Origin of the sequence: Enterobacter sp. HMSC16D10 (assembly GCF_001807145.1) — a bacterium.
GTDB classification, from domain to species: Bacteria; Pseudomonadota; Gammaproteobacteria; order Enterobacterales; family Enterobacteriaceae; genus Enterobacter; species Enterobacter roggenkampii.
This window is the reverse complement of sequence record NZ_KV787905.1, coordinates 121,911-141,984: the sequence shown is the minus strand read 5'-3', so window position 1 is coordinate 141,984 and position 20,074 is coordinate 121,911. Positions and strand designations below refer to the sequence as shown.

The following is a 20,074-nucleotide window of genomic DNA, read 5'->3' as shown; positions in this document are numbered from 1 at the left end:
GCCGCACGCAGAGTGCTTGATCCCCGGAAGACCCAGGTTAAAATCTCGCGGTTTTGGGACTTCTCTATAAAAATTGTGCGGGATCACGACAATGAAAAAAGTGGCATTACTGGGCTTCGGCCTGATGGTTGTATCTGCGGCGGCGAACGCCATTAGCATTAACGGCTCGGCGGGTCAGGATTATACCCACCTGGGCTTCGGCATGGGGACCGAGACATCCGGTCTGGCGATGACCGGCGGCTGGACGCATAACGATGACGACGGCGACGCGGCAAGCCTCGGCCTGGGCCTCAACATTCCTCTGGGCCCGTTCCTGGCGACCGTCGGCGGTAAAGGTATCTATACCAACCCAAATGACGGTGACGAAGGATATGCGGCGGCAGTGGGCGGCGGCCTGCAGTGGAAAATTGGCGACAGCTTCGGCCTGTTTGGCGAGTACTACTACTCTCCAGATTCCCTCTCAAGCGGTATCGACAGCTATGAGGAAGCCAACGCCGGCGCGCGCTGGACCATCATGCGTCCAATCACCATCGAAGCAGGCTATCGCTATCTGAACCTGGCCGGTAAAGACGGCAACCGCGACAACGCGCTGGCCGACGGTCCGTACGTGGGCGTGAGCGCAGGCTTCTAATCTCTCCGGCGCGGCATGCTGTCGCGCCAGTTTCTCCTCTTCTCCACCCCGCGTTTGCGCTATAGTGTTTTGACCAAATAAGCGGGAGAACACAATGATTAACGTGGAGATGTTATCCACCGGCGACGAAGTGCTGCATGGACAAATTATTGATACCAATGCTGCCTGGCTTGCCGATCTTTTCTTTGAGCAAGGATTACCGTTAACGCGCCGCAATACGGTGGGCGACAATCTTGAATCACTGGTCGCTGTTCTGCGCGAGCGCAGTGAACAGTGCGACGTGCTGATTGTGAACGGCGGGCTCGGCCCCACCAGTGACGATCTCAGTGCCCTGGCCGCCGCGACCGCAAAAGGCGAAGGGCTGGTGCTGCATGAGGCGTGGCTCTCGCAGATGGCGCGCTTTTTCTCCGAACGTGGCCGCGTCATGGCCCCCAGCAACCGCAAACAGGCTGAAATTCCCGCCAGTGCTGAACTGGTCGATAACCCGGTCGGTACCGCGTGCGGGTTTGCCATGCAGCTGAACCGCTGCCTGATGTTCTTTACGCCGGGCGTGCCCTCAGAATTTAAAGTGATGGTCGAGCAGCAGATCCTGCCGCGCCTTCGCCAGCGTTTTACCCTGCCGGAACCCCCGCTGTGCCTGCGTCTGACCACTTTTGGCCGTTCGGAAAGCGATCTGGCTCAGAGCCTCGATCACCTCTCACTCCCGCCGGGCGTGTCTATGGGCTATCGCTCCTCCATGCCGATCATTGAGCTTAAGCTGACCGGACCGGCCACCCAGAAAGAGGCGATGCTGGCGCTGTGGCCTGAGGTGCAGCGCGTAGCGTGTGAAAGCCTGATCTTTGAAGGCACGGAAGGGCTACCGGCGCAGATTGCGAAGCATCTGCAGTCGCGTCAGCTGAGCGTGACCTTAAGCGAGCAGTTCACCGGTGGCCTGCTGGCACTTCAGCTGTCGCGCGTCAACGCGCCGCTGCTGGCCAGCGAAGTGGTGCCGTTCCAGCAGGAGACTCTCGCGCAAACCGCCCGCTGGGCGTCCGAGAGAAGGGTGAAGCATTTTGCCGGTCTGGCGCTGTTTGTCGGCGGGCTGGATGAGGAATACCTCAACTTCGCGCTGGCGACGCCCGAGGGCACCCACGCCCTGCGGGTAAAAATGAGCATTACCCGCCACAGCCTGGCGGTGCGTCAGGAGGTGTGCGCCATGATGGCGCTGAACATGCTGCGCCGCTGGCTGAATGGCAAAGAGGTGGCCAGCGAGCACGGCTGGATTAACGTGGTTGAATCGCTGTTCGTGGAGTAACGCCTGTGCCGGGGCCTTTCGCCCCGGCCATGTTCACCCGAGCGCCTTTGCCAGCAGCGTAATCGGATGCTCGCAGCGCTTGCTGGTGGACATCTCAATCTGCCACTTGCAGGTTTCGCAGTCCGTCACCACGATATCCGCGCCGCTCTCCTCAATCTGACGGAACAGCGGGGCGCCGATCGCCTGCGACGTGTCATAGTTTTCACGCTTAAAGCCGTAGGTTCCCGCAATCCCGCAGCAGCGTGAATCCAGCACCGTCAGCTCCAGCCCCGGAATTAACCGCAGCAGCTCCAGCGTATAGAGCGACCAGCCCATTTTCTCCATATGACACGGCGTGTGGTACACCACTTTCAGCGGCAATTTCCCCAGCGGCAACGTCTGTCCGCTGTCCAGCTTGCGCCACAGGAAGCGCGTCGCCAGCTCGATGTGCTCGCGCAGGCCGGTGTTGTCCACGTCCAGCAGATGCGGATACTCGTCGCGCAGGGTGAAGGTACAGGTGGATGAGGTCGCCAATACCGGTATGCCTTTCTCGACAATCGCCTCGCGCAGGGAGGTGACATTGCTTTGAGCCTGCCTGCGTGCTTTATCGGTAAACCCGTTAGCAATCAGCGGCACGCCGCAGCACTTTTCTTTATTCAGTAGCTGAACGCCCGTTCCCATGGCGTTCAGCACCTTCAGCAGATCTTTACCCAGCTGCGGGTGGTTGTAATTCACGTAGCAGCCGTGGAAAAAAGCCACCTGCTCGGCGTACTGCGCCTGCTCCGCCGCCACGGATTTATACCAGCGGCGGAAGGTGCCGTGAGAATATTTCGGCAGGCTGCGGTGATGGTCTATCTTCAGCGTGGCATCCAGCAGCTGGCGCACCGGTTTGAGAGCGGTCGCGGCATTCACCAGCGGGGCAAACGGCGTCGAGACGCTGCCCATCAGATCGGTGTGGCTCAGAATCGCGTCCCGCAGAGACGGCTTTTGCGTGCTGTAGCGCGCCCGGGCGCGCTGGATAATATCGCCGATTTTCACATCCGACGGGCAGGCGACTTCGCAGCGTTTGCAGTTAATGCAGTATTTCAGCGCTTCATCGTACAGCTTGCCGTCCTTCAGGCGCAGACGCTCGCCGTCCGGCCCGGCCTGCTTTGGCCCGGGATAGCGTGGGTTCACGCCGCTGACCGGGCAGACGGTGGTACACACCGTGCATTTGATGCAGCTTTCAAAACGGGTATCGTTCATTGTTCAGCCTCCGTGCGCTGGCTAATCTGCTCTGCCACATACAGCGCCGTGACGGCGCAGACTCCGCCACCGCATCCCTGGGTAATGGGATCGTACCCGCCCAGCAGCGAGCCGATGGCAAAGAGATTACTGACGGGCTTACCGGCAAGCTGCGGATGCAGGTGGTTATCGACAATCACGCCGAACTGCTGCCAGGGCTGCGGCGAGAAGAAATCACTTTGATACCAGTCCGCGCGGGAGGCTCGCTGGCGAACATCCAGCCCCATAATGGCTTCCCGGATGCCCTCCCGGCTGCTCAGCAGCCCGTTGCTGAAGAAGCTGCCGCTTGCCAGCACCGTATAGCGGGCGCGAAGCGGAATATCGTCGTGGCTGCGCGTCCAGATTTCGCTCACCGCGCCGTCTGTCAGGGTGATTTTTTTCACTTCATCACCGGCCATCCAGACGCCACCCTGCGCAACAAACTTACGCTGGAGCTGGGTATGCAGGCGAATGCCGGGGACAGACGGGGGCAGCGTGGGCAACAAACCGAGCGTGCAGGGCAGACAGTCTGAGAGCCAGCGCCAGAGTCGGTTATCGTTCAGGCCAAAGCACGCGGGCATCAATAGCGCATCGCATCCTTCCGCAAGCGGGCTGAGCGCCTCATACAGCAGCGGCCATTTGTCCTCGTTATCCAGAAAACGGGCGATATTCACCGCGCGAAATTCGCTCGGGTTCTCGCGCAGGACATCAAGCTCAGGCAGCTCTATCTCTGCCGTTTCGGCGTTAACGCCCTGGCGACAAAGTGACGCCGCCGCGAGATGGGGCTGAAAATCCAGAAAGCCGCTAATCCCTACCACCCGCACGCGTCCCGCGTGAATGGGGGCAACGGGCACTTCCTCCGGGCTGAGCCAGGCGGAACGCAGGGTGCCGAGCGGCGTAACGCGCTGGTGATTGAACCTGGCGCTGCCCTGCAGACGCGCGCCGCACTCCGCCAGCAGCGCTTCGGTTTCCAGCGCAAAGCGGTCAATATGCTGTGCACCAACCAGGTGATACGGGTGCTCCGGCGGCAGCTTATCGCGGTACGCTTCGTCCACCAGATCCAGCGAGCCCGACGAGAAGTGCAGGGCGCTCTGCCCCCGGGTGATAATGGCGCAGCGCAGCCCCTGCTTCGTGAGCTTAATGCCGCAGAGCAGGCCCGCCAGCCCGCCGCCGACAATCACGGTATCAAATTTCATCGTGTTGCTCCTTCTCAAGACCGCAAAGCCCCTGGTAGACCCAGCGGGTAAATTCACTTTCACGCAGGGCATCGCCCCAGGCGACAGGCTGAATGCCTTTCCAGCGCTCGTTTAAAAACGCGCTGAGCTGATCGAGCGACTGGGTGGCGGTGGTGGTATGAAAACGCTGCAACAGCCCCGCAGCTCGGCAGGCGCACAGTTCGCCCTGACAGGTCCCCATTCCGACGCGGGTGCGGCGGCGGAGATCGAGCAGGCTGTTGACCGTCAGGTTCTCCACCGCGTACTGCACTTCACTGGCCGTCACGGCTTCGCACTCGCACACCAGGCTGCGGCTCAATCTTCCTTCACCAAGCCACGGTGGCGTTCTGTCGCCGTGGCGGTATACCGCGGACCCGCGCAGCGGCGCGGGCAGGGAGATGATTTTCTGCAGCGTTTTTTCGGTGGACTGACGCGATCCCGGCAGCGGCTGTTCTGCCGTGACGCACGGCTCGGTATTTCCGAGCTTGCGGCAGACGGCATCGGTCGCCCACTCGGCCATCAGGCGATAGGTCATCAGCTTGCCGCCGGTGATGGTGATAAACCCGTCCATGCCGTCGCGCGCGGCGTGATCGAGCAGCACGATGCCCCGGCTGACGTTCCGTCCGCTCGGGTCGTTGTCGTTGGCGACCAGCGGACGCACGCCCGCGTAGGCGCGCAGAATCCGCGTCTGCGCCATCACCGGGGCCAGTTTTTCCCCTTCCCGCAGCAGGATATCTACCTCTTCAGCGGTGACGCGGTTGTAATCAATCTCGCTGTAGTCCACGTGCGTTGAAGTCGTCCCGATTAACGAAATGGTGTCGCCCGGAACGAGGATATCGGCGTCAGACGGCTTGCGGCAGCGGTTAATCACGTGGTTATTGATGCGGTGGTCGAGGATCAGCAGCGAGCCTTTCGCCGGGAACATGCGCACCGACAGGTCCGCATATTCCGCTATACGCTGGCCCCAGATCCCCGCCGCGTTAACCACTACGGCGGCATACAGCTCGCCGTGCTCGTTGTACTGCGTATCAAACACCCGCACCCCACAGATGCGATGACCTTCGCGAATAAGCCCGGTCACTTCATGTCCGGTCAGAATGCGTGCGCCATGCTCACGGGCGTCCAGCATGTTGGCGGCGGTCAGGCGGAACGGATCGACGGTACCGTCAGGGACTTTCACCGCGCCGATAAGCGCCGGGTTGACCGACGGTTCCAGCCGCCGCGCCAGCGCCGGATCCATGGCCTCCGCCTGAATGCCCGCGGCAGTGCAGGCGGTAATAAAGGTGTCCTGAAAGGCGAGGTCATCTTCGGGAAGGGTAATAAAGAGGCCGTCGGTCGGCTCAATGCAGTGGCGGGCGATACGCTTGAGGATCTGGTTTTCAGCAATACATTCGCGCGCGGATTCCGCGTCGGTGACCGCATACCGGGCGCCGCTGTGCAGCAGGCCGTGGTTCCGTCCGGTTGCGCCCGTGGCGATATCATGGCGTTCCAGAAGCGTAACGCTTAAGCCGCGAAGGGCGCAATCGCGCGCGATCCCGGCGCCGGTTGCGCCACCACCAATGATTATCACATCACTATAACGAGGATCGTGACTGGTCATTGTTTACCCTCTATGTTCGTTTTTTATCATTTAGCCATAGTAATTTTGTGGTTTGTTTGATTTCGAACATAAACGCGCGGAATTCGAAAGTGAAACGTGATTTCATGCGCTTTTTTGCGCATTCTGTCATATTTCTGTAACAATCTGTGCGTTGATTCACAGTAACAATCACCGTGATTTCTTAACATCCCCGCCTCTGGAATTCAGGTGCGAGCCACCTGCTCATTCATTTCAAGGCCACGGAGGCTGTTATGCTCAGTATCTTCAAACCTGCGCCCCACAGGGCGCGTCTGCCAGAGGCAGAAATAGATCCGCTCTATCGCCGTCTGCGTTGGCAAATCTTCCTGGGGATCTTCTTCGGGTATGCGGCGTACTACCTTGTACGTAAAAACTTCGCGCTCGCCATGCCGTATCTGGTGGAGCAGGGCTTCTCCCGAGGCGATCTGGGGTTCGCGCTGTCGGGGATATCCATCGCCTACGGTTTTTCCAAATTCATCATGGGTTCCGTGTCGGATCGCTCTAATCCGCGCGTGTTCCTGCCTGCCGGTCTGATCCTTGCGGCAGCGGTGATGCTGTTTATGGGCTTTGTGCCATGGGCAACCTCCAGCATTGCCATCATGTTCGTGCTGCTGTTCCTCTGCGGCTGGTTCCAGGGAATGGGGTGGCCGCCGTGCGGACGCACCATGGTGCACTGGTGGTCGCAGAAAGAGCGCGGCGGCATCGTGTCGGTATGGAACTGCGCCCATAACGTGGGCGGCGGTATTCCGCCGCTGCTGTTCCTGCTGGGGATGGCCTGGTTCAACGACTGGCACGCGGCGCTCTACATGCCTGCCTTTGGCGCTATTCTGGTGGCGATTATTGCCTTCGCCCTGATGCGCGATACGCCGCAGTCCTGCGGCCTGCCGCCGATTGAAGAGTACAAAAACGACTATCCGGATGATTACAGCGAGAAGCACGAAGAAGAGCTGACCGCGAAGCAAATCTTCATGAAGTACGTCCTGCCGAACAAGCTGCTTTGGTACATCGCGGTCGCCAACGTGTTCGTTTATCTCCTGCGCTACGGCATTCTGGACTGGTCCCCGACCTACCTGAAAGAGGTGAAGCACTTCGCGCTGGATAAATCCTCCTGGGCGTACTTCCTGTATGAATACGCCGGTATCCCGGGCACCCTGATTTGCGGCTGGATGTCGGACAAGGTGTTTAAGGGCAACCGCGGTGCGACGGGCGTCTTCTTTATGACCCTGGTGACTATCGCAACGGTAGTGTACTGGCTCAACCCGCCGGGAAATCCGGGTGTGGATATGGCCTGTATGATCGTCATCGGCTTCCTGATTTACGGTCCGGTGATGCTGATCGGTCTGCACGCCCTGGAGCTGGCGCCGAAGAAAGCGGCGGGAACGGCGGCGGGCTTTACCGGCCTGTTCGGCTACCTCGGCGGTTCGGTCGCGGCGAGCGCCATCGTGGGCTATACCGTTGACTTCTTCGGCTGGGACGGCGGCTTTATGGTGATGATCGGCGGCAGCGTGCTGGCGGTACTGCTGCTGGTTGTTGTGATGATCGGTGAAAAACGTCACCACGCGGAAGTGCTGGCGCGTCGTCAATAAGGAGCTTTGCGATGAAATTAACTCAGTTAGCAACCGGCCTGCTGCTGGCGGGCCTGATGACAGGCTCCGCGCTGGCGGCGGATAAAATCGTTATTGCCCACCGCGGTGCGAGCGGCTATCTGCCAGAGCATACGCTGCCAGCAAAAGCGATGGCCTATGCGCAGGGGGCGGATTACCTGGAGCAGGATCTGGTGATGACGAAGGACGACCAGCTGGTCGTCCTGCACGACCATTATCTTGACCGCGTGACGGACGTGGCAGAGCGTTTCCCGGATCGCGCCCGCAAAGATGGCCGCTTCTACGCCATTGACTTCACGCTGGCGGAGATCCGCTCCCTGAAGTTTACCGAAGGCTTCGAGATTGAAAACGGCAAGAAGGTGCAGGTCTATCCGGGACGTTTCCCGATGGGCAAATCTGACTTTCGGATCCATACCTTCCAGGAAGAGATTGAGTTTGTTCAGGGACTGAACCACTCCACCGGTAAAAACATCGGCATCTACCCGGAAATCAAAGCCCCATGGTTCCACCATCAGGAAGGGAAAGACATTGCCGCGAAGACGCTGGAGGTGCTCAAACAGTATGGCTACACCAGCAAGCAGGACAAAGTCTACCTGCAGTGTTTTGACGCCGCCGAGTTGAAGCGTATCAAAACCGAGCTGGAGCCGAAGATGGGCATGAACCTCAATCTGGTGCAGCTGATCGCCTATACCGACTGGAATGAAACCCAGGAGAAGCAGCCGGACGGCAAGTGGGTGAACTACAGCTACGACTGGATGTTTAAGCCGGGCGCGATGAAGCAGATTGCGCAGTACGCCGACGGCATCGGGCCGGATTACCACATGCTGGTGGCGGAAGGCTCAACGCCGGGACACGTGAAGCTGACGGCGATGGTGAAAGAGGCGCATGCCAGCAAGATGCAGGTGCATCCGTACACCGTGCGTGCAGACCAGCTGCCGCCGTATGCCACGGATGTGAATCAGCTTTATGAGGTGTTGTATAACCAGGCGGGCGTGGACGGACTGTTTACGGATTTCCCGGATAAAGCGGTGAGCTTCCTGAAGGATTAACGCTGAAATTGCCGGGTGGCGGCTGTACCTTACCCGGCCTACGAACTGCGGTTTTGTAGGTCGGGTAAGCGAAGCGCCACCCGACACCATCACATCTCGATTTCGATATCGCCTTTTGCCCGGCAGCAGCAGGGCAAAATTTCCCCTTCGTTGATAAAGGCCAGTGGTTCGGTCAGCCAGTCCACCTGGCCGGCGACCAGACGACAGCGACAAGAGCCGCAGTAGCCGGAACGACACTGGTACTCTACTTCGATCTGATGCGCCTCAAGCGCTACCAGCAGAGAAGGGTGCTCTTCCCGACACAGAACCTCAGTGCCGGAAAGACTTAACGTGACGCGAGACATCAGAGCTGGAAGTCGCTCAGGTCGTCGGTGTTGACTTCAGAATCAATCTGACCGACCAGATAAGAACTCACTTCCACTTCCTGCGGCGCAACCTGCACGTTATCGGACACCAGCCAGGTGTTGATCCACGGGATAGGGTTAGAGCGCGTCTGGAACGGCAGGTCGAGACCGACCGCCTGCATGCGGATGTTGGTGATGTACTCAACGTACTGGCACAGGATGTCTTTGTTCAGGCCAATCATGGAGCCGTCGCGGAACAGGTAGTCTGCCCACTCTTTCTCCTGCTGAGCCGCCAGCACGAACAGGTCGTAGCACTCCTGCTTGCACTCTTCGGCGATTTCCGCCATCTCCGGATCGTCCGTGCCGCTGCGCAGCAGGTTCAGCATGTGCTGGGTACCGGTCAGGTGCAGGGCTTCATCGCGGGCAATCAGACGGATGATTTTGGCGTTGCCTTCCATCAGCTTGCGCTCGGCAAAGGCGAAGGAGCAGGCGAAGCTGACGTAGAAGCGGATCGCTTCCAGCGCGTTAACGCTCATCAGGCACAGGTACAGCTGTTTTTTCAGCGCGCGCAGGTTCACGGTGATGGTTTTACCGTTCACATGGTGAGTGCCTTCGCCCAGCAGGTGCCAGTAGCTGGTCATCTCGATCAGCTCATCATAGTAATGGGCAATGCCTTCCGCGCGCTTCTGGATCTGCTCGTTGGTGACGATATCGTCAAACACCACTGCCGGATCGTTCACGATGTTGCGGATGATGTGGGTGTAAGAGCGGGAGTGGATCGTCTCGGAGAACGCCCAGGTTTCCACCCAGGTTTCCAGCTCAGGAATCGAGATCAGCGGCAGCAGCGCCACGTTCGGGCTACGGCCCTGGATGGAGTCCAGCAGCGTCTGGTACTTCAGGTTGCTGATGAAGATATGTTTTTCGTGATCCGGCAGAGACTGGTAGTCAATACGGTCGCGGGAGACGTCCACTTCTTCCGGACGCCAGAAGAAGGAGAGTTGCTTTTCAATCAGCTTTTCGAAGATGTCATATTTTTGCTGATCGTAGCGTGCCACGTTGACCGGCTGGCCGAAGAACATCGGCTCTTTGAGCTGGTCGTTTTTCGTCTGTGAAAAGGTGGTATATGCCATGAGTGTGTCCTAAAAACGTAGGCCGGGTAAGCGTAGCGCCACCCGGCATTTACATTAGATCTTACATGCGCCGCTTTCGCAGCCATCGTCCTGAATTGACGGAACCAGGTCATCCTGCGCGTCTTCCGCACCGTCACGGGTGTTGTGATAGTACAGCGTTTTCACGCCAAACTTGTAGGCGGTGAGCAGGTCTTTCAGCAATTGCTGCATCGGCACCTTGCCGGACGGGAAGCGCGTCGGGTCATAGTTGGTATTGGCAGAGATCGACTGGTCGATAAACTTCTGCATGATACCCACCAGCTGCAGGTAGCCGTCGTTGTTTGGCATTTCCCACAGCAGCTCGTAGTTGTCACCCAGCGTCTCGTAATCCGGTACCACCTGACGCAGCACGCCGTCTTTCGAGGCTTTGATGCTGACGTGGCCGCGCGGCGGCTCAATACCGTTGGTGGCGTTAGAGATCTGCGAAGAGGTCTCGGACGGCATCAGGGCAGAGAGCGTGGAGTTACGCAGGCCGTGAGTCTTGATGGACTCGCGCAGGCCTTCCCAGTCGAGGTGCAGCGGCTCGCTGACAATCGCATCCAGGTCTTTCTTGTAAGTGTCGATTGGCAGAATGCCTTTCGCGTAGGTGGTTTCGTTGAACCACGGGCACGCGCCTTGCTCTTTCGCCAGCTCGTTGGACGCTTTCATCAGGTAGTACTGAATCGCTTCGAACGTCTGGTGCGTCAGGTTGTTGGCGCTGCCGTCGGAGTAACGCTTGCCGTTTTTCGCCAGCCAGTAGGCGAAGTTGATCACGCCGATACCCAGGGTACGACGCCCCATCGCACCGCGTTTCGCGGCCGGGATTGGGTAATCCTGGTAGTCCAGCAGGGCGTCGAGCGCACGAACCGCCAGCACGGCCAGCTCTTCCAGCTCGTCCAGGCTCTTGATGGCACCCAGGTTGAACGCGGACAGCGTACACAGCGCAATTTCACCGTTTTCGTCGTTCACGTCTTCCAGCGGTTTGGTCGGCAGGGCGATCTCCAGGCACAGGTTAGACTGGCGCACTGGTGCAACCACCGGATCAAACGGGCTGTGGGTGTTGCAGTGGTCAACGTTCTGGATGTAGATACGGCCGGTAGAGGCACGTTCCTGCATCATCAGGGAGAACAGGTCCACCGCCTTCACGCGCTGCTTGCGGATGCTGTCGTCTTTTTCGTATTTGGTGTACAAACGCTCGAATTCGTCCTGATCGGCGAAGAACGCGTCATACAGGCCCGGGACGTCGGACGGGCTGAACAGGGTGATCTCTTCGCCCTTCAGCAGGCGGGTGTACATCAGCTTGTTGATCTGCACGCCGTAGTCCATGTGACGCACGCGGTTGCCTTCAACACCACGGTTGTTTTTCAGGACCAGCAGGCTTTCCACTTCCAGGTGCCACATAGGGTAGAACAGGGTCGCAGCACCGCCGCGCACGCCGCCCTGAGAGCAGGATTTTACCGCCGTCTGGAAGTGCTTATAGAACGGGATACAGCCGGTGTGGAATGCTTCACCGCCGCGAATCGGGCTGCCCAGCGCACGGATGCGACCGGCGTTGATGCCGATACCGGCACGCTGGGAAACGTATTTCACGATGGCGCTGGAGGTGGCGTTGATGGAATCCAGGCTGTCACCACACTCGATCAGTACGCAGGAGCTGAACTGACGGGTTGGGGTACGCACGCCAGACATGATTGGCGTCGGTAGTGAAATCTTGAACGTCGATACCGCATCGTAGAAACGCTTCACGTAATCCAGACGGGTGTCACGCGGATAGTTAGAGAACAGGCAGGCGGCCACCAGAATATAGAGGAACTGGGCGCTTTCGTAGATCTCACCGGTTACACGGTTCTGAACCAGGTATTTGCCTTCGAGCTGCTTCACCGCCGCGTAGGAGAAGTTCATGTCGCGCCAGTGATCGATAAACCCGTTCATCTGCTCGAACTCTTCTTCCGTATAGTCTTCCAGCAGATGCGTGTCGTATTTGCCCAGCTCAACCATTTTCACCACGTGATCGTAAAGCTTCGGCGGCTCAAACTGGCCGTAGGCTTTTTTACGCAGGTGGAAAATCGCCAGACGTGCAGCGAGGTACTGATAATCCGGTGCTTCGCGGGAGATGAGGTCCGCCGCCGCTTTAATGATCGTTTCGTGGATATCAGATGTTTTGATGCCGTCGTAGAACTGGATGTGTGAACGCAGTTCAACCTGGGAGATAGATACGTTGTTCAGTCCTTCTGCTGCCCAGTCGAGAACTCGATGGATTTTGTCCAGATTGATACGCTCGGTAGTACCGTCGCGCTTTGTCACCAGCAGACTCTGATTCATGTGGGGTTTACCTGTCCGTGAAATAAAAAAATATCCCCCGCTTATCCACAGAACCGTCTTGTGACTAACTCTGTGGATAAATACTACATATAGGGGGTTTGCGATAAGAAAAACGCTATATGGTGAGTATTCTAGTAAGGATTCTTTTCAGTACAAGGGTTGATTTTGACGTTAAATTGAGGTTGTGAAAGGGTAAAAAAGGCTAAGTCCTCGTGCTGTAAGGCCTGGAAGACATGTCAATAATTAAGAAAAAAAATTCAAAATTTGATCGAGTGCTGATTTCTTCAACGGGCGGTCAGAATTGCGCAACATGATGTCGCGCAATCTTTATAAGAATAACGAATGACGTTAGTCGTTTTTGGCGGTTGTATGCAACATATAGTTAACATCAACGCCCGGTGCGAGTTTGAATTTATTGGTCAGCGGATTGTAGTGCAGGCCGGTGATGTGCTGCTCCTTGAGCCACGTCTGGTCGACCCAGCTTAACAGTTCCGCAGGCTTGATGAATTTCTTCACGTCATGCGTGCCTTTCGGCACCATGCGCAGCACATACTCCGCGCCAACGACGGCCATCAGCCAGGCTTTACCGTTGCGGTTGATGGTCGAGAAGAAGACCTGTCCACCCGGTTTCACCAGTTTTGCACAGGCGTGCACCACGGACTGCGGATCGGGAACGTGCTCCAGCATCTCCATGCAGGTCACCACATCGTACTGATGGGCATGTTTTGCCGCGTGTTCTTCCACGGTTTCCTGCACGTAGTCCACCTGTATGCCAGACTCCAGCGCATGAAGACGAGCAACCTGCAGCGGTTCAAAGCCCATATCCAGGCCCGTGACGTTCGCCCCTTCGCGCGCCATGCTTTCCGCCAGGATACCGCCACCGCAGCCGACATCGAGCACTTTTTTACCGAACAGACCGCCGGAACGCTCCGCGATATAGCCCAGACGCAGCGGGTTAATACGGTGCAGCGGTTTGAACTCGCCTTCGAGATCCCACCAGCGGGACGCCACCGCTTCAAATTTGGCAATCTCTTCGTGGTCAACGTTGTGAGCCACCGGGGATTTTTCGGCATTCATGGGCGCTTTTACTCCTTATTTAGCAAGACGAATGAGTATATCAGGCAATCCCTGTGAATAAAGCGTATAGGTTTACCTCAATCACCTCGGCTGTGTTATAATTTGCGACCTTTGAATCCGGGATACAGTAGAGGGATAGCGGTTAGATGAGCGACCTTGCGAGAGAAATTACACCGGTTAACATCGAGGAAGAGCTGAAGAGCTCCTATCTGGACTATGCGATGTCGGTCATTGTTGGCCGTGCGCTGCCGGACGTCCGCGATGGCCTTAAGCCGGTACACCGTCGCGTACTATACGCCATGAACGTATTGGGCAATGACTGGAATAAAGCCTATAAAAAATCTGCCCGCGTCGTCGGTGACGTCATCGGTAAATATCACCCGCATGGTGATATCGCCGTTTATGACACCATCGTTCGTATGGCGCAGCCATTCTCCTTGCGCTACATGCTGGTAGATGGTCAGGGTAACTTTGGTTCAGTCGACGGCGACTCCGCTGCGGCGATGCGTTATACGGAAATCCGTATGTCGAAAATCGCTCATGAGCTGATGGCCGACCTGGAAAAAGAGACCGTTGATTTCGTCGATAACTACGACGGCACCGAGCGCATCCCAGATGTGATGCCCACCAAGATCCCGAACCTGTTAGTGAACGGTTCGTCCGGTATCGCGGTCGGTATGGCAACCAACATTCCGCCGCACAATATCACCGAGGTGATCAACGGCTGTCTGGCTTATATCGACGATGAAGATATCAGCATTGAAGGGCTGATGGCACACATCCCGGGCCCGGACTTCCCGACAGCGGCGATCATCAACGGTCGTCGCGGCATTGAAGAAGCGTACCGTACCGGCCGCGGCAAGATTTACATCCGTGCCCGCGCTGAAGTAGAAGCGGACGCCAAAACCGGCCGTGAAACCATTATTGTTCACGAGATCCCGTATCAGGTGAACAAAGCGCGTCTGATTGAAAAAATCGCCGAGCTGGTAAAAGAAAAACGCGTTGAAGGCATCAGCGCGCTGCGTGACGAGTCTGATAAAGACGGTATGCGCATCGTGATTGAGATCAAACGCGACGCGGTGGGTGAGGTTGTCCTGAATAACCTGTACTCCCAGACGCAGCTTCAGGTCTCCTTCGGTATCAACATGGTTGCGCTGCACCATGGTCAGCCGAAGATCATGAACCTGAAAGAGATCCTGAGCGCGTTCGTCCGTCACCGCCGTGAAGTGGTGACCCGTCGTACCATCTTCGAACTGCGCAAAGCGCGCGACCGTGCGCATATCCTTGAAGCGCTGGCGGTTGCGCTGGCCAACATCGACCCGATCATCGAGCTGATCCGTCGTGCGCCAACCCCGGCGGAAGCGAAAACCGCGCTGGTTTCCCGTCCGTGGGATCTGGGCAACGTCGCCGCGATGCTGGAACGTGCGGGCGATGACGCGGCGCGTCCTGAATGGCTGGAACCTGAGTTCGGCGTGCGTGACGGTCAATACTACCTGACTGAACAGCAGGCCCAGGCGATTCTGGATCTGCGTCTGCAGAAACTGACCGGCCTTGAGCATGAAAAACTGCTCGACGAATACAAAGAGCTGCTGGAACAGATTGCTGAGCTGCTGCATATCCTGGGCAGCGCAGAGCGCCTGATGGAAGTGATCCGCGAAGAGCTGGAGCTGGTCCGCGATCAGTTTGGCGACGAGCGCCGCACCGAAATCACCGCCAACAGCGCGGACATCAACATCGAAGACCTGATCAACCAGGAAGACGTTGTGGTGACCCTGTCTCACCAGGGCTACGTGAAGTATCAGCCGTTAACGGACTACGAAGCACAGCGTCGTGGCGGTAAAGGTAAATCTGCAGCACGTATTAAAGAAGAAGACTTTATTGACCGCCTGCTGGTGGCGAACACCCATGACACGATCCTCTGCTTCTCCAGCCGCGGTCGTCTGTACTGGATGAAAGTCTATCAGCTGCCGGAAGCAAGCCGTGGCGCACGTGGTCGTCCAATCGTCAACCTGCTGCCGCTGGAAGCGAACGAACGTATCACCGCCATTCTGCCGGTACGCGAGTACGAAGAGGGCGTGAACGTCTTTATGGCGACCGCCAGTGGTACCGTGAAGAAAACCGCGCTGACCGAATTCAGCCGTCCGCGTTCTGCCGGTATTATCGCCGTGAACCTGAACGAAGGCGACGAGCTGATTGGCGTGGATCTGACCTCGGGCTCCGATGAAGTCATGCTCTTCTCTGCGGCCGGTAAAGTGGTGCGCTTCAAAGAAGACGCCGTCCGTGCAATGGGCCGTACCGCGACGGGCGTACGTGGTATCAAACTGGCTGGCGAAGACAGCGTTGTTTCTCTGATTATTCCGCGCGGTGAAGGGGCTATCCTGACCGTCACGCAGAATGGTTACGGTAAACGTACGGCGGAAGGGGAATACCCAACCAAGTCTCGCGGCACGCAGGGCGTTATCTCCATCAAGGTGACCGAGCGCAACGGTTCCGTTGTCGGCGCGGTGCAGGTAGACGATGCCGACCAGATCATGATGATCACCGATGCGGGTACGCTGGTGCGTACCCGCGTGTCTGAGATCAGCGTGGTGGGTCGTAACACCCAAGGCGTGATCCTCATCCGTACAGCGGAAGATGAAAACGTGGTGGGTCTGCAGCGCGTTGCCGAGCCGGTGGATGACGAAGAGCTCGACTCCATCGACGGTAGCGTCGCGGAAGGCGATGAGGACATCGCGCCAGAAGCCGACACCGACGATGACGTAGCGGATGACGCTGACGAGTAATGTCTCCTGATGTAAAAAAGGGCCGGATTCCGGCCCTTTTCTTTTGCAGAAGCAGATAAGTCAACGTTGCGACCTGGCGCGTTTACCGCTACCTTAACCACATTCTTTTGACCCCGACGGCGGAGCCTCGCCCCCTTGAAATACCTCGTCTCCTTTCGTACTACGCTGAAAGTCTCTCGCTATCTGTTTAGAGCGCTGGCGCTCCTGCTTTGGCTGCTGGTGGCCTTGTTCTCGGTGTTTTACATCGTTAATGCGCTGCATCAGAAAGAAGCGGAGATCCGCCAGGAGTTTAACTTAAGCTCCGACCAGGCCCAGCGCTACATTCAGCGAACGTCTGACGTCATGAAGGAGCTGAAGTATATTGCCGAGAATCGTCTGACGGCGGAAAACGGTATTCTTGCGCTCCGCGGGCGTAACGACAAAACCGAAGTTCCGGACTTCCAGCCGCTGTTCCCGGATTCCGATTGCTCCACCATGAGCAATACCTGGCGCGGGTCGCTGGAATCGCTAGCCTGGTTTATGCGCTACTGGCGCGACAACTTCTCCGCCGCCTATGACCTGAACCGCGTCTTCCTGATTGGCAGCGAAAATCTCTGCATGGCTGACTTTGGCCTGCGCGACGTGCCCGTTGAGCGTGACAATGCGTTGAAAAGCCTGCATGAACGTATTGTGAAATACCGCAATGCACCACAGGACGAGCGCGGGAATAACATCTTCTGGGTGAGCCAGGGCCCGCGCCCCGGTGTGGGCTATTTCTATGCCCTGACGCCGGTTTATCTCGGTAATCGCCTGCAGGCGCTGATGGGGATTGAGCAGACCATCCGCATGGAAAACTTCTTCACCCCTGGCAGCCTGCCCATGGGGGTGACCATTCTGGATGAAAACGGCCATCAGCTGATCTCGCTTGCCGGGCCCGATAACCGGCTGAACGTCGAACCGCACTGGATGCAGGAGCGGTCGTGGTTTGGCTATACCTCGGGCTTCCGCGAGCTGGTGCTGAAGAAGAGCCTGCCGCCTTCGTCGCTGAGTATCGTCTATTCGCTGCCGGTGGATATGGTACTTGAGCGGATACGCATTCTTATCATGAATGCGATTCTGCTCAACCTGCTGGCGGGGGGCGCGCTGTTTACGCTGGCGCGCATGTATGAGCGGAAAATCTTTATTCCCGCCGAAAGCGACGCCCAGCGCCTGGAGGAACACGAGCAGTTTAACCGCAAGATTGTTGCCTCGGCGCCGGTGGGGATCTGTATCCTGCGTACCCAGGACGGGACCAACATCCTGAGTAACGAACTGGCGCATAACTACCTGAACATGCTGACGCACGAAGACCGGCAGAGGCTGACGCAAATTATCTGCGGTCAGCAGGTTAACTTCGTTGACGTGCTCACCAGTACGCACACCAACCTGCAGATCAGCTTTGTCCATTCCCGCTATCGCAATGAAAACGTGGCGATTTGCGTGCTGGTGGATGTCTCCGCGCGCGTGAAGATGGAAGAGTCGTTGCAGGAGATGGCGCAGGCGGCGGAGCAGGCCAGCCAGTCATAATCCATGTTCCTTGCGACCGTCAGCCACGAGCTGCGTACGCCGCTGTACGGGATTATCGGTAACCTCGATCTGCTGCAGACGAAGGAATTGCCGAAAGGCGTCGACCGGCTGGTGACGGCGATGAACAACTCCTCCAGCCTGCTGCTGAAAATCATCAGCGATATTCTCGACTTCTCTAAAATTGAGTCCGAGCAGCTGAAAATCGAGCCGCGCGAGTTTTCACCGCGCGAGGTGATGAACCACATTAGCGCCAACTATCTGCCGCTGGTGGTGCGTAAACAGCTGGGGCTCTACTGCTTTATCGAACCGGACGTGCCGCTGACGCTGCACGGCGATCCGATGCGCCTGCAGCAGGTCATCTCTAACCTGCTCAGCAACGCCATCAAATTTACCGATACCGGCTGTATTGTGTTGCACGTCTGCCGGGCAGGAGATTACCTGAGCATTCGCGTGCGCGACACGGGGGTCGGCATTCCGGCGAAGGAGGTGGTTCGCCTGTTCGATCCGTTCTTCCAGGTCGGTACCGGCGTGCAGCGTAACTTCCAGGGCACCGGACTGGGGCTGGCGATTTGTGAGAAGCTCGTCAGCATGATGGACGGCGATATCTCCGTGGATACCGAGCCCGGCATGGGCAGCCAGTTCACCATCCGCATTCCGCTCTATTCGGCGCAATATCCGGCAAAAGCCACGGTAGATGGCCTGAGCGATAAGCGCTGCTGGCTGGCGGTGCATAACGCCTCGCTGAATGACTATCTGACGGCGCTGCTGACCCACTGCGGCGTGAGGGTGTGCCGCTATGAAGGTCAAACACCGGACGTTGACGATGTGCTGATCGCCGACGAGATGCAGGAGCAGCCGTGGCAGGGGAGAGGGTCGGTGCTCTTCTGCCGTCGCCACATCGGCATTCCAGTCGAGCGCGCGTCTGGGGAGTGGGTACACAGTGTTGCGACGCCTCACGAGCTGTTGAGCCTGCTGGCTCGCATCTACAAAGTGGAGCTGGAAGAGCGCGACGGCGCGGGCGGATTGCCGTCACCGGAGTCTCTGGCGTCGGTGAATGACGATATGATGATTCTGGTGGTGGATGACCATCCGATTAACCGCCGCCTGCTGGCTGACCAGCTTGGATCGCTGGGCTACCAGTGCAAAACCGCCAATGACGGCGTGGATGCGCTGAACGTGCTGAGTAAGAATCATATTGATATCGTGCTGAGCGACGTCAACATGCCTAACATGGACGGCTACCGTCTGACGCAGCGCATCCGGCAACTTGGCCTGACGCTGCCGGTGGTGGGCGTAACGGCGAACGCGCTGGCGGAAGAGAAGCAGCGCTGTCTGGAGTCAGGCATGGACAGCTGTCTGTCGAAACCGGTGACGCTGGACGTGCTGAAGCAGACATTGTCGATTTACGCGGAGCGCGTGAGAAAAACGCGGATATAAAAAAGGCCCGGAAGGGCCTTTTTTATTTGCCCGGCGGCGCTGCGCTTGCGCGGGCCTGCGGGTTCTGTAGGCCGGGTAAGCGCGAGCGCCACCCGGCATAAACAGCGGAGATCAATCCTTGTCGGTTGCGCTCAGCGTGACGGAGGAGAGATAGTTGAGCAGCGCAATATCATTGTCCACACCCAGCTTCATCATCGCTGATTTCTTCTGGCTGCTGATGGTTTTAATACTGCGGTTCAGCTTCTTGGCAATCTCGGTCACCAGGAAACCTTCTGCGAACAGGCGCAGAACTTCACTCTCTTTCGGCGACAGACGTTTGTCACCGTAGCCACCCGCGCTGATTTTTTCCAGCAGACGAGAAACGCTTTCAGGCGTGAACTTCTTGCCTTTCTGCAGCGCCGCAAGCGCTTTAGGCAGATCGGTCGGTGCGCCCTGTTTCAGCACAATCCCTTCGATATCCAGATCCAGTACCGCGCTCAGGATCGCCGGGTTGTTGTTCATGGTCAGAACAATGATCGAGATATCCGGGAAGTGACGTTTAATATATTTGATGAGCGTGATCCCATCACCGTATTTGTCTCCGGGCATGGAGAGATCGGTAATGAGCACGTGTGCATCAAGCTTTGGGAGGTTATTGATCAGTGCTGTAGAGTCTTCAAATTCACCGACTACATTCACCCACTCGATCTGTTCAAGTGATTTGCGAATACCGAACAGTACAATCGGATGGTCATCGGCAATAATTACGTTCATATTGTTCATGTAT

At 57.6% G+C, this 20,074-nt stretch carries 13 protein-coding genes and 1 pseudogene; 6 read left to right on the top strand and 8 right to left on the bottom strand.

The genetic code is table 11. The features are described from left to right. Positions 1-91 precede the first annotated feature (91 nt). Complete coding sequence (locus tag HMPREF3143_RS20765) at positions 92-631, top strand: YfaZ family outer membrane protein (RefSeq protein ID WP_023294110.1); 540 nt, start codon at positions 92-94, stop codon at positions 629-631. A 94-nt stretch (positions 632-725) separates the two neighbouring features. Continuing rightward, positions 726-1,925 carry a nicotinamide mononucleotide deamidase-related protein YfaY gene (locus HMPREF3143_RS20760; protein WP_070534239.1) on the top strand — a complete coding sequence of 400 codons (1,200 nt, stop codon included), beginning with the start codon at positions 726-728 and terminating at the stop codon, positions 1,923-1,925. A gap of 33 nt (positions 1,926-1,958) precedes the next feature. Here HMPREF3143_RS20760 and glpC read toward each other — a convergent pair whose 3' ends face one another. Genes glpC through glpA form a run of 3 tightly spaced genes read right to left on the bottom strand, consistent with a single transcriptional unit; the run spans position 1,959 to position 5,981 of the window. After that, on the bottom strand, positions 1,959-3,149 hold the full coding sequence (glpC, locus tag HMPREF3143_RS20755) for an anaerobic glycerol-3-phosphate dehydrogenase subunit GlpC (RefSeq protein WP_045414678.1): 1,191 nt from the start codon (positions 3,147-3,149) through the stop codon (positions 1,959-1,961). Continuing rightward, positions 3,146-4,363 carry a glycerol-3-phosphate dehydrogenase subunit GlpB gene (glpB, locus tag HMPREF3143_RS20750; protein WP_045414676.1) on the bottom strand — a complete coding sequence of 406 codons (1,218 nt, stop codon included), beginning with the start codon at positions 4,361-4,363 and terminating at the stop codon, positions 3,146-3,148. Before glpB ends, glpC begins: the two co-directional genes overlap by 4 nt. Continuing rightward, on the bottom strand, positions 4,353-5,981 hold the full coding sequence (glpA, locus tag HMPREF3143_RS20745; protein WP_070534238.1) for an anaerobic glycerol-3-phosphate dehydrogenase subunit A: 1,629 nt from the start codon (positions 5,979-5,981) through the stop codon (positions 4,353-4,355). Before glpA ends, glpB begins: the two co-directional genes overlap by 11 nt. Positions 5,982-6,232: 251 nt before the next feature. On the opposite strand from glpA, the gene glpT reads away from it, so the two are divergent. Both glpT and glpQ read left to right on the top strand, forming a co-directional pair. Then, positions 6,233-7,585, top strand: coding sequence for a glycerol-3-phosphate transporter (gene glpT / locus HMPREF3143_RS20740; protein WP_021241541.1), 1,353 nt, complete (start codon positions 6,233-6,235; stop codon positions 7,583-7,585). An 11-nt stretch (positions 7,586-7,596) separates the two neighbouring features. Continuing rightward, entirely contained in the window at positions 7,597-8,652 is a 1,056-nt protein-coding gene (gene glpQ / locus HMPREF3143_RS20735) for a glycerophosphodiester phosphodiesterase (RefSeq protein ID WP_032675223.1), read from the top strand. Positions 8,653-8,741: 89 nt separating this feature from the next. Here glpQ and yfaE read toward each other — a convergent pair whose 3' ends face one another. From yfaE to ubiG, 4 genes are all read right to left on the bottom strand, one after another. Beyond that, positions 8,742-8,996 carry a class I ribonucleotide reductase maintenance protein YfaE gene (gene yfaE, locus HMPREF3143_RS20730; RefSeq protein ID WP_070534237.1) on the bottom strand — a complete coding sequence of 85 codons (255 nt, stop codon included), beginning with the start codon at positions 8,994-8,996 and terminating at the stop codon, positions 8,742-8,744. Then, complete coding sequence (gene nrdB / locus HMPREF3143_RS20725; RefSeq protein WP_008500235.1) at positions 8,996-10,126, bottom strand: class Ia ribonucleoside-diphosphate reductase subunit beta; 1,131 nt, start codon at positions 10,124-10,126, stop codon at positions 8,996-8,998. Before nrdB ends, yfaE begins: the two co-directional genes overlap by 1 nt. A 54-nt stretch (positions 10,127-10,180) precedes the next feature. Further along, positions 10,181-12,466: a class 1a ribonucleoside-diphosphate reductase subunit alpha gene (gene nrdA, locus HMPREF3143_RS20720; protein WP_008500237.1), complete on the bottom strand. Its 2,286-nt coding sequence runs from the start codon at positions 12,464-12,466 to the stop codon at positions 10,181-10,183. 348 nt (positions 12,467-12,814) lie between these two features. Further along, positions 12,815-13,543, bottom strand: a complete 729-nt coding sequence (gene ubiG / locus HMPREF3143_RS20715; RefSeq protein ID WP_021241539.1) for a bifunctional 2-polyprenyl-6-hydroxyphenol methylase/3-demethylubiquinol 3-O-methyltransferase UbiG — start codon at positions 13,541-13,543, stop codon at positions 12,815-12,817. Positions 13,544-13,689: 146 nt separating this feature from the next. On the opposite strand from ubiG, the gene gyrA reads away from it, so the two are divergent. Beyond that, positions 13,690-16,326, top strand: coding sequence for a DNA topoisomerase (ATP-hydrolyzing) subunit A (gyrA, locus tag HMPREF3143_RS20710; protein WP_021241538.1), 2,637 nt, complete (start codon positions 13,690-13,692; stop codon positions 16,324-16,326). Positions 16,327-16,461: 135 nt separating this feature from the next. Further along, positions 16,462-19,308, top strand: a pseudogene (gene rcsC / locus HMPREF3143_RS20705) (two-component system sensor histidine kinase RcsC). A gap of 111 nt (positions 19,309-19,419) precedes the next feature. Here the strand turns inward: rcsC and rcsB are convergent. After that, entirely contained in the window at positions 19,420-20,070 is a 651-nt protein-coding gene (gene rcsB, locus HMPREF3143_RS20700; protein ID WP_003859405.1) for a response regulator transcription factor RcsB, read from the bottom strand. Between the last annotated feature and the right edge of the window lie 4 nt (positions 20,071-20,074).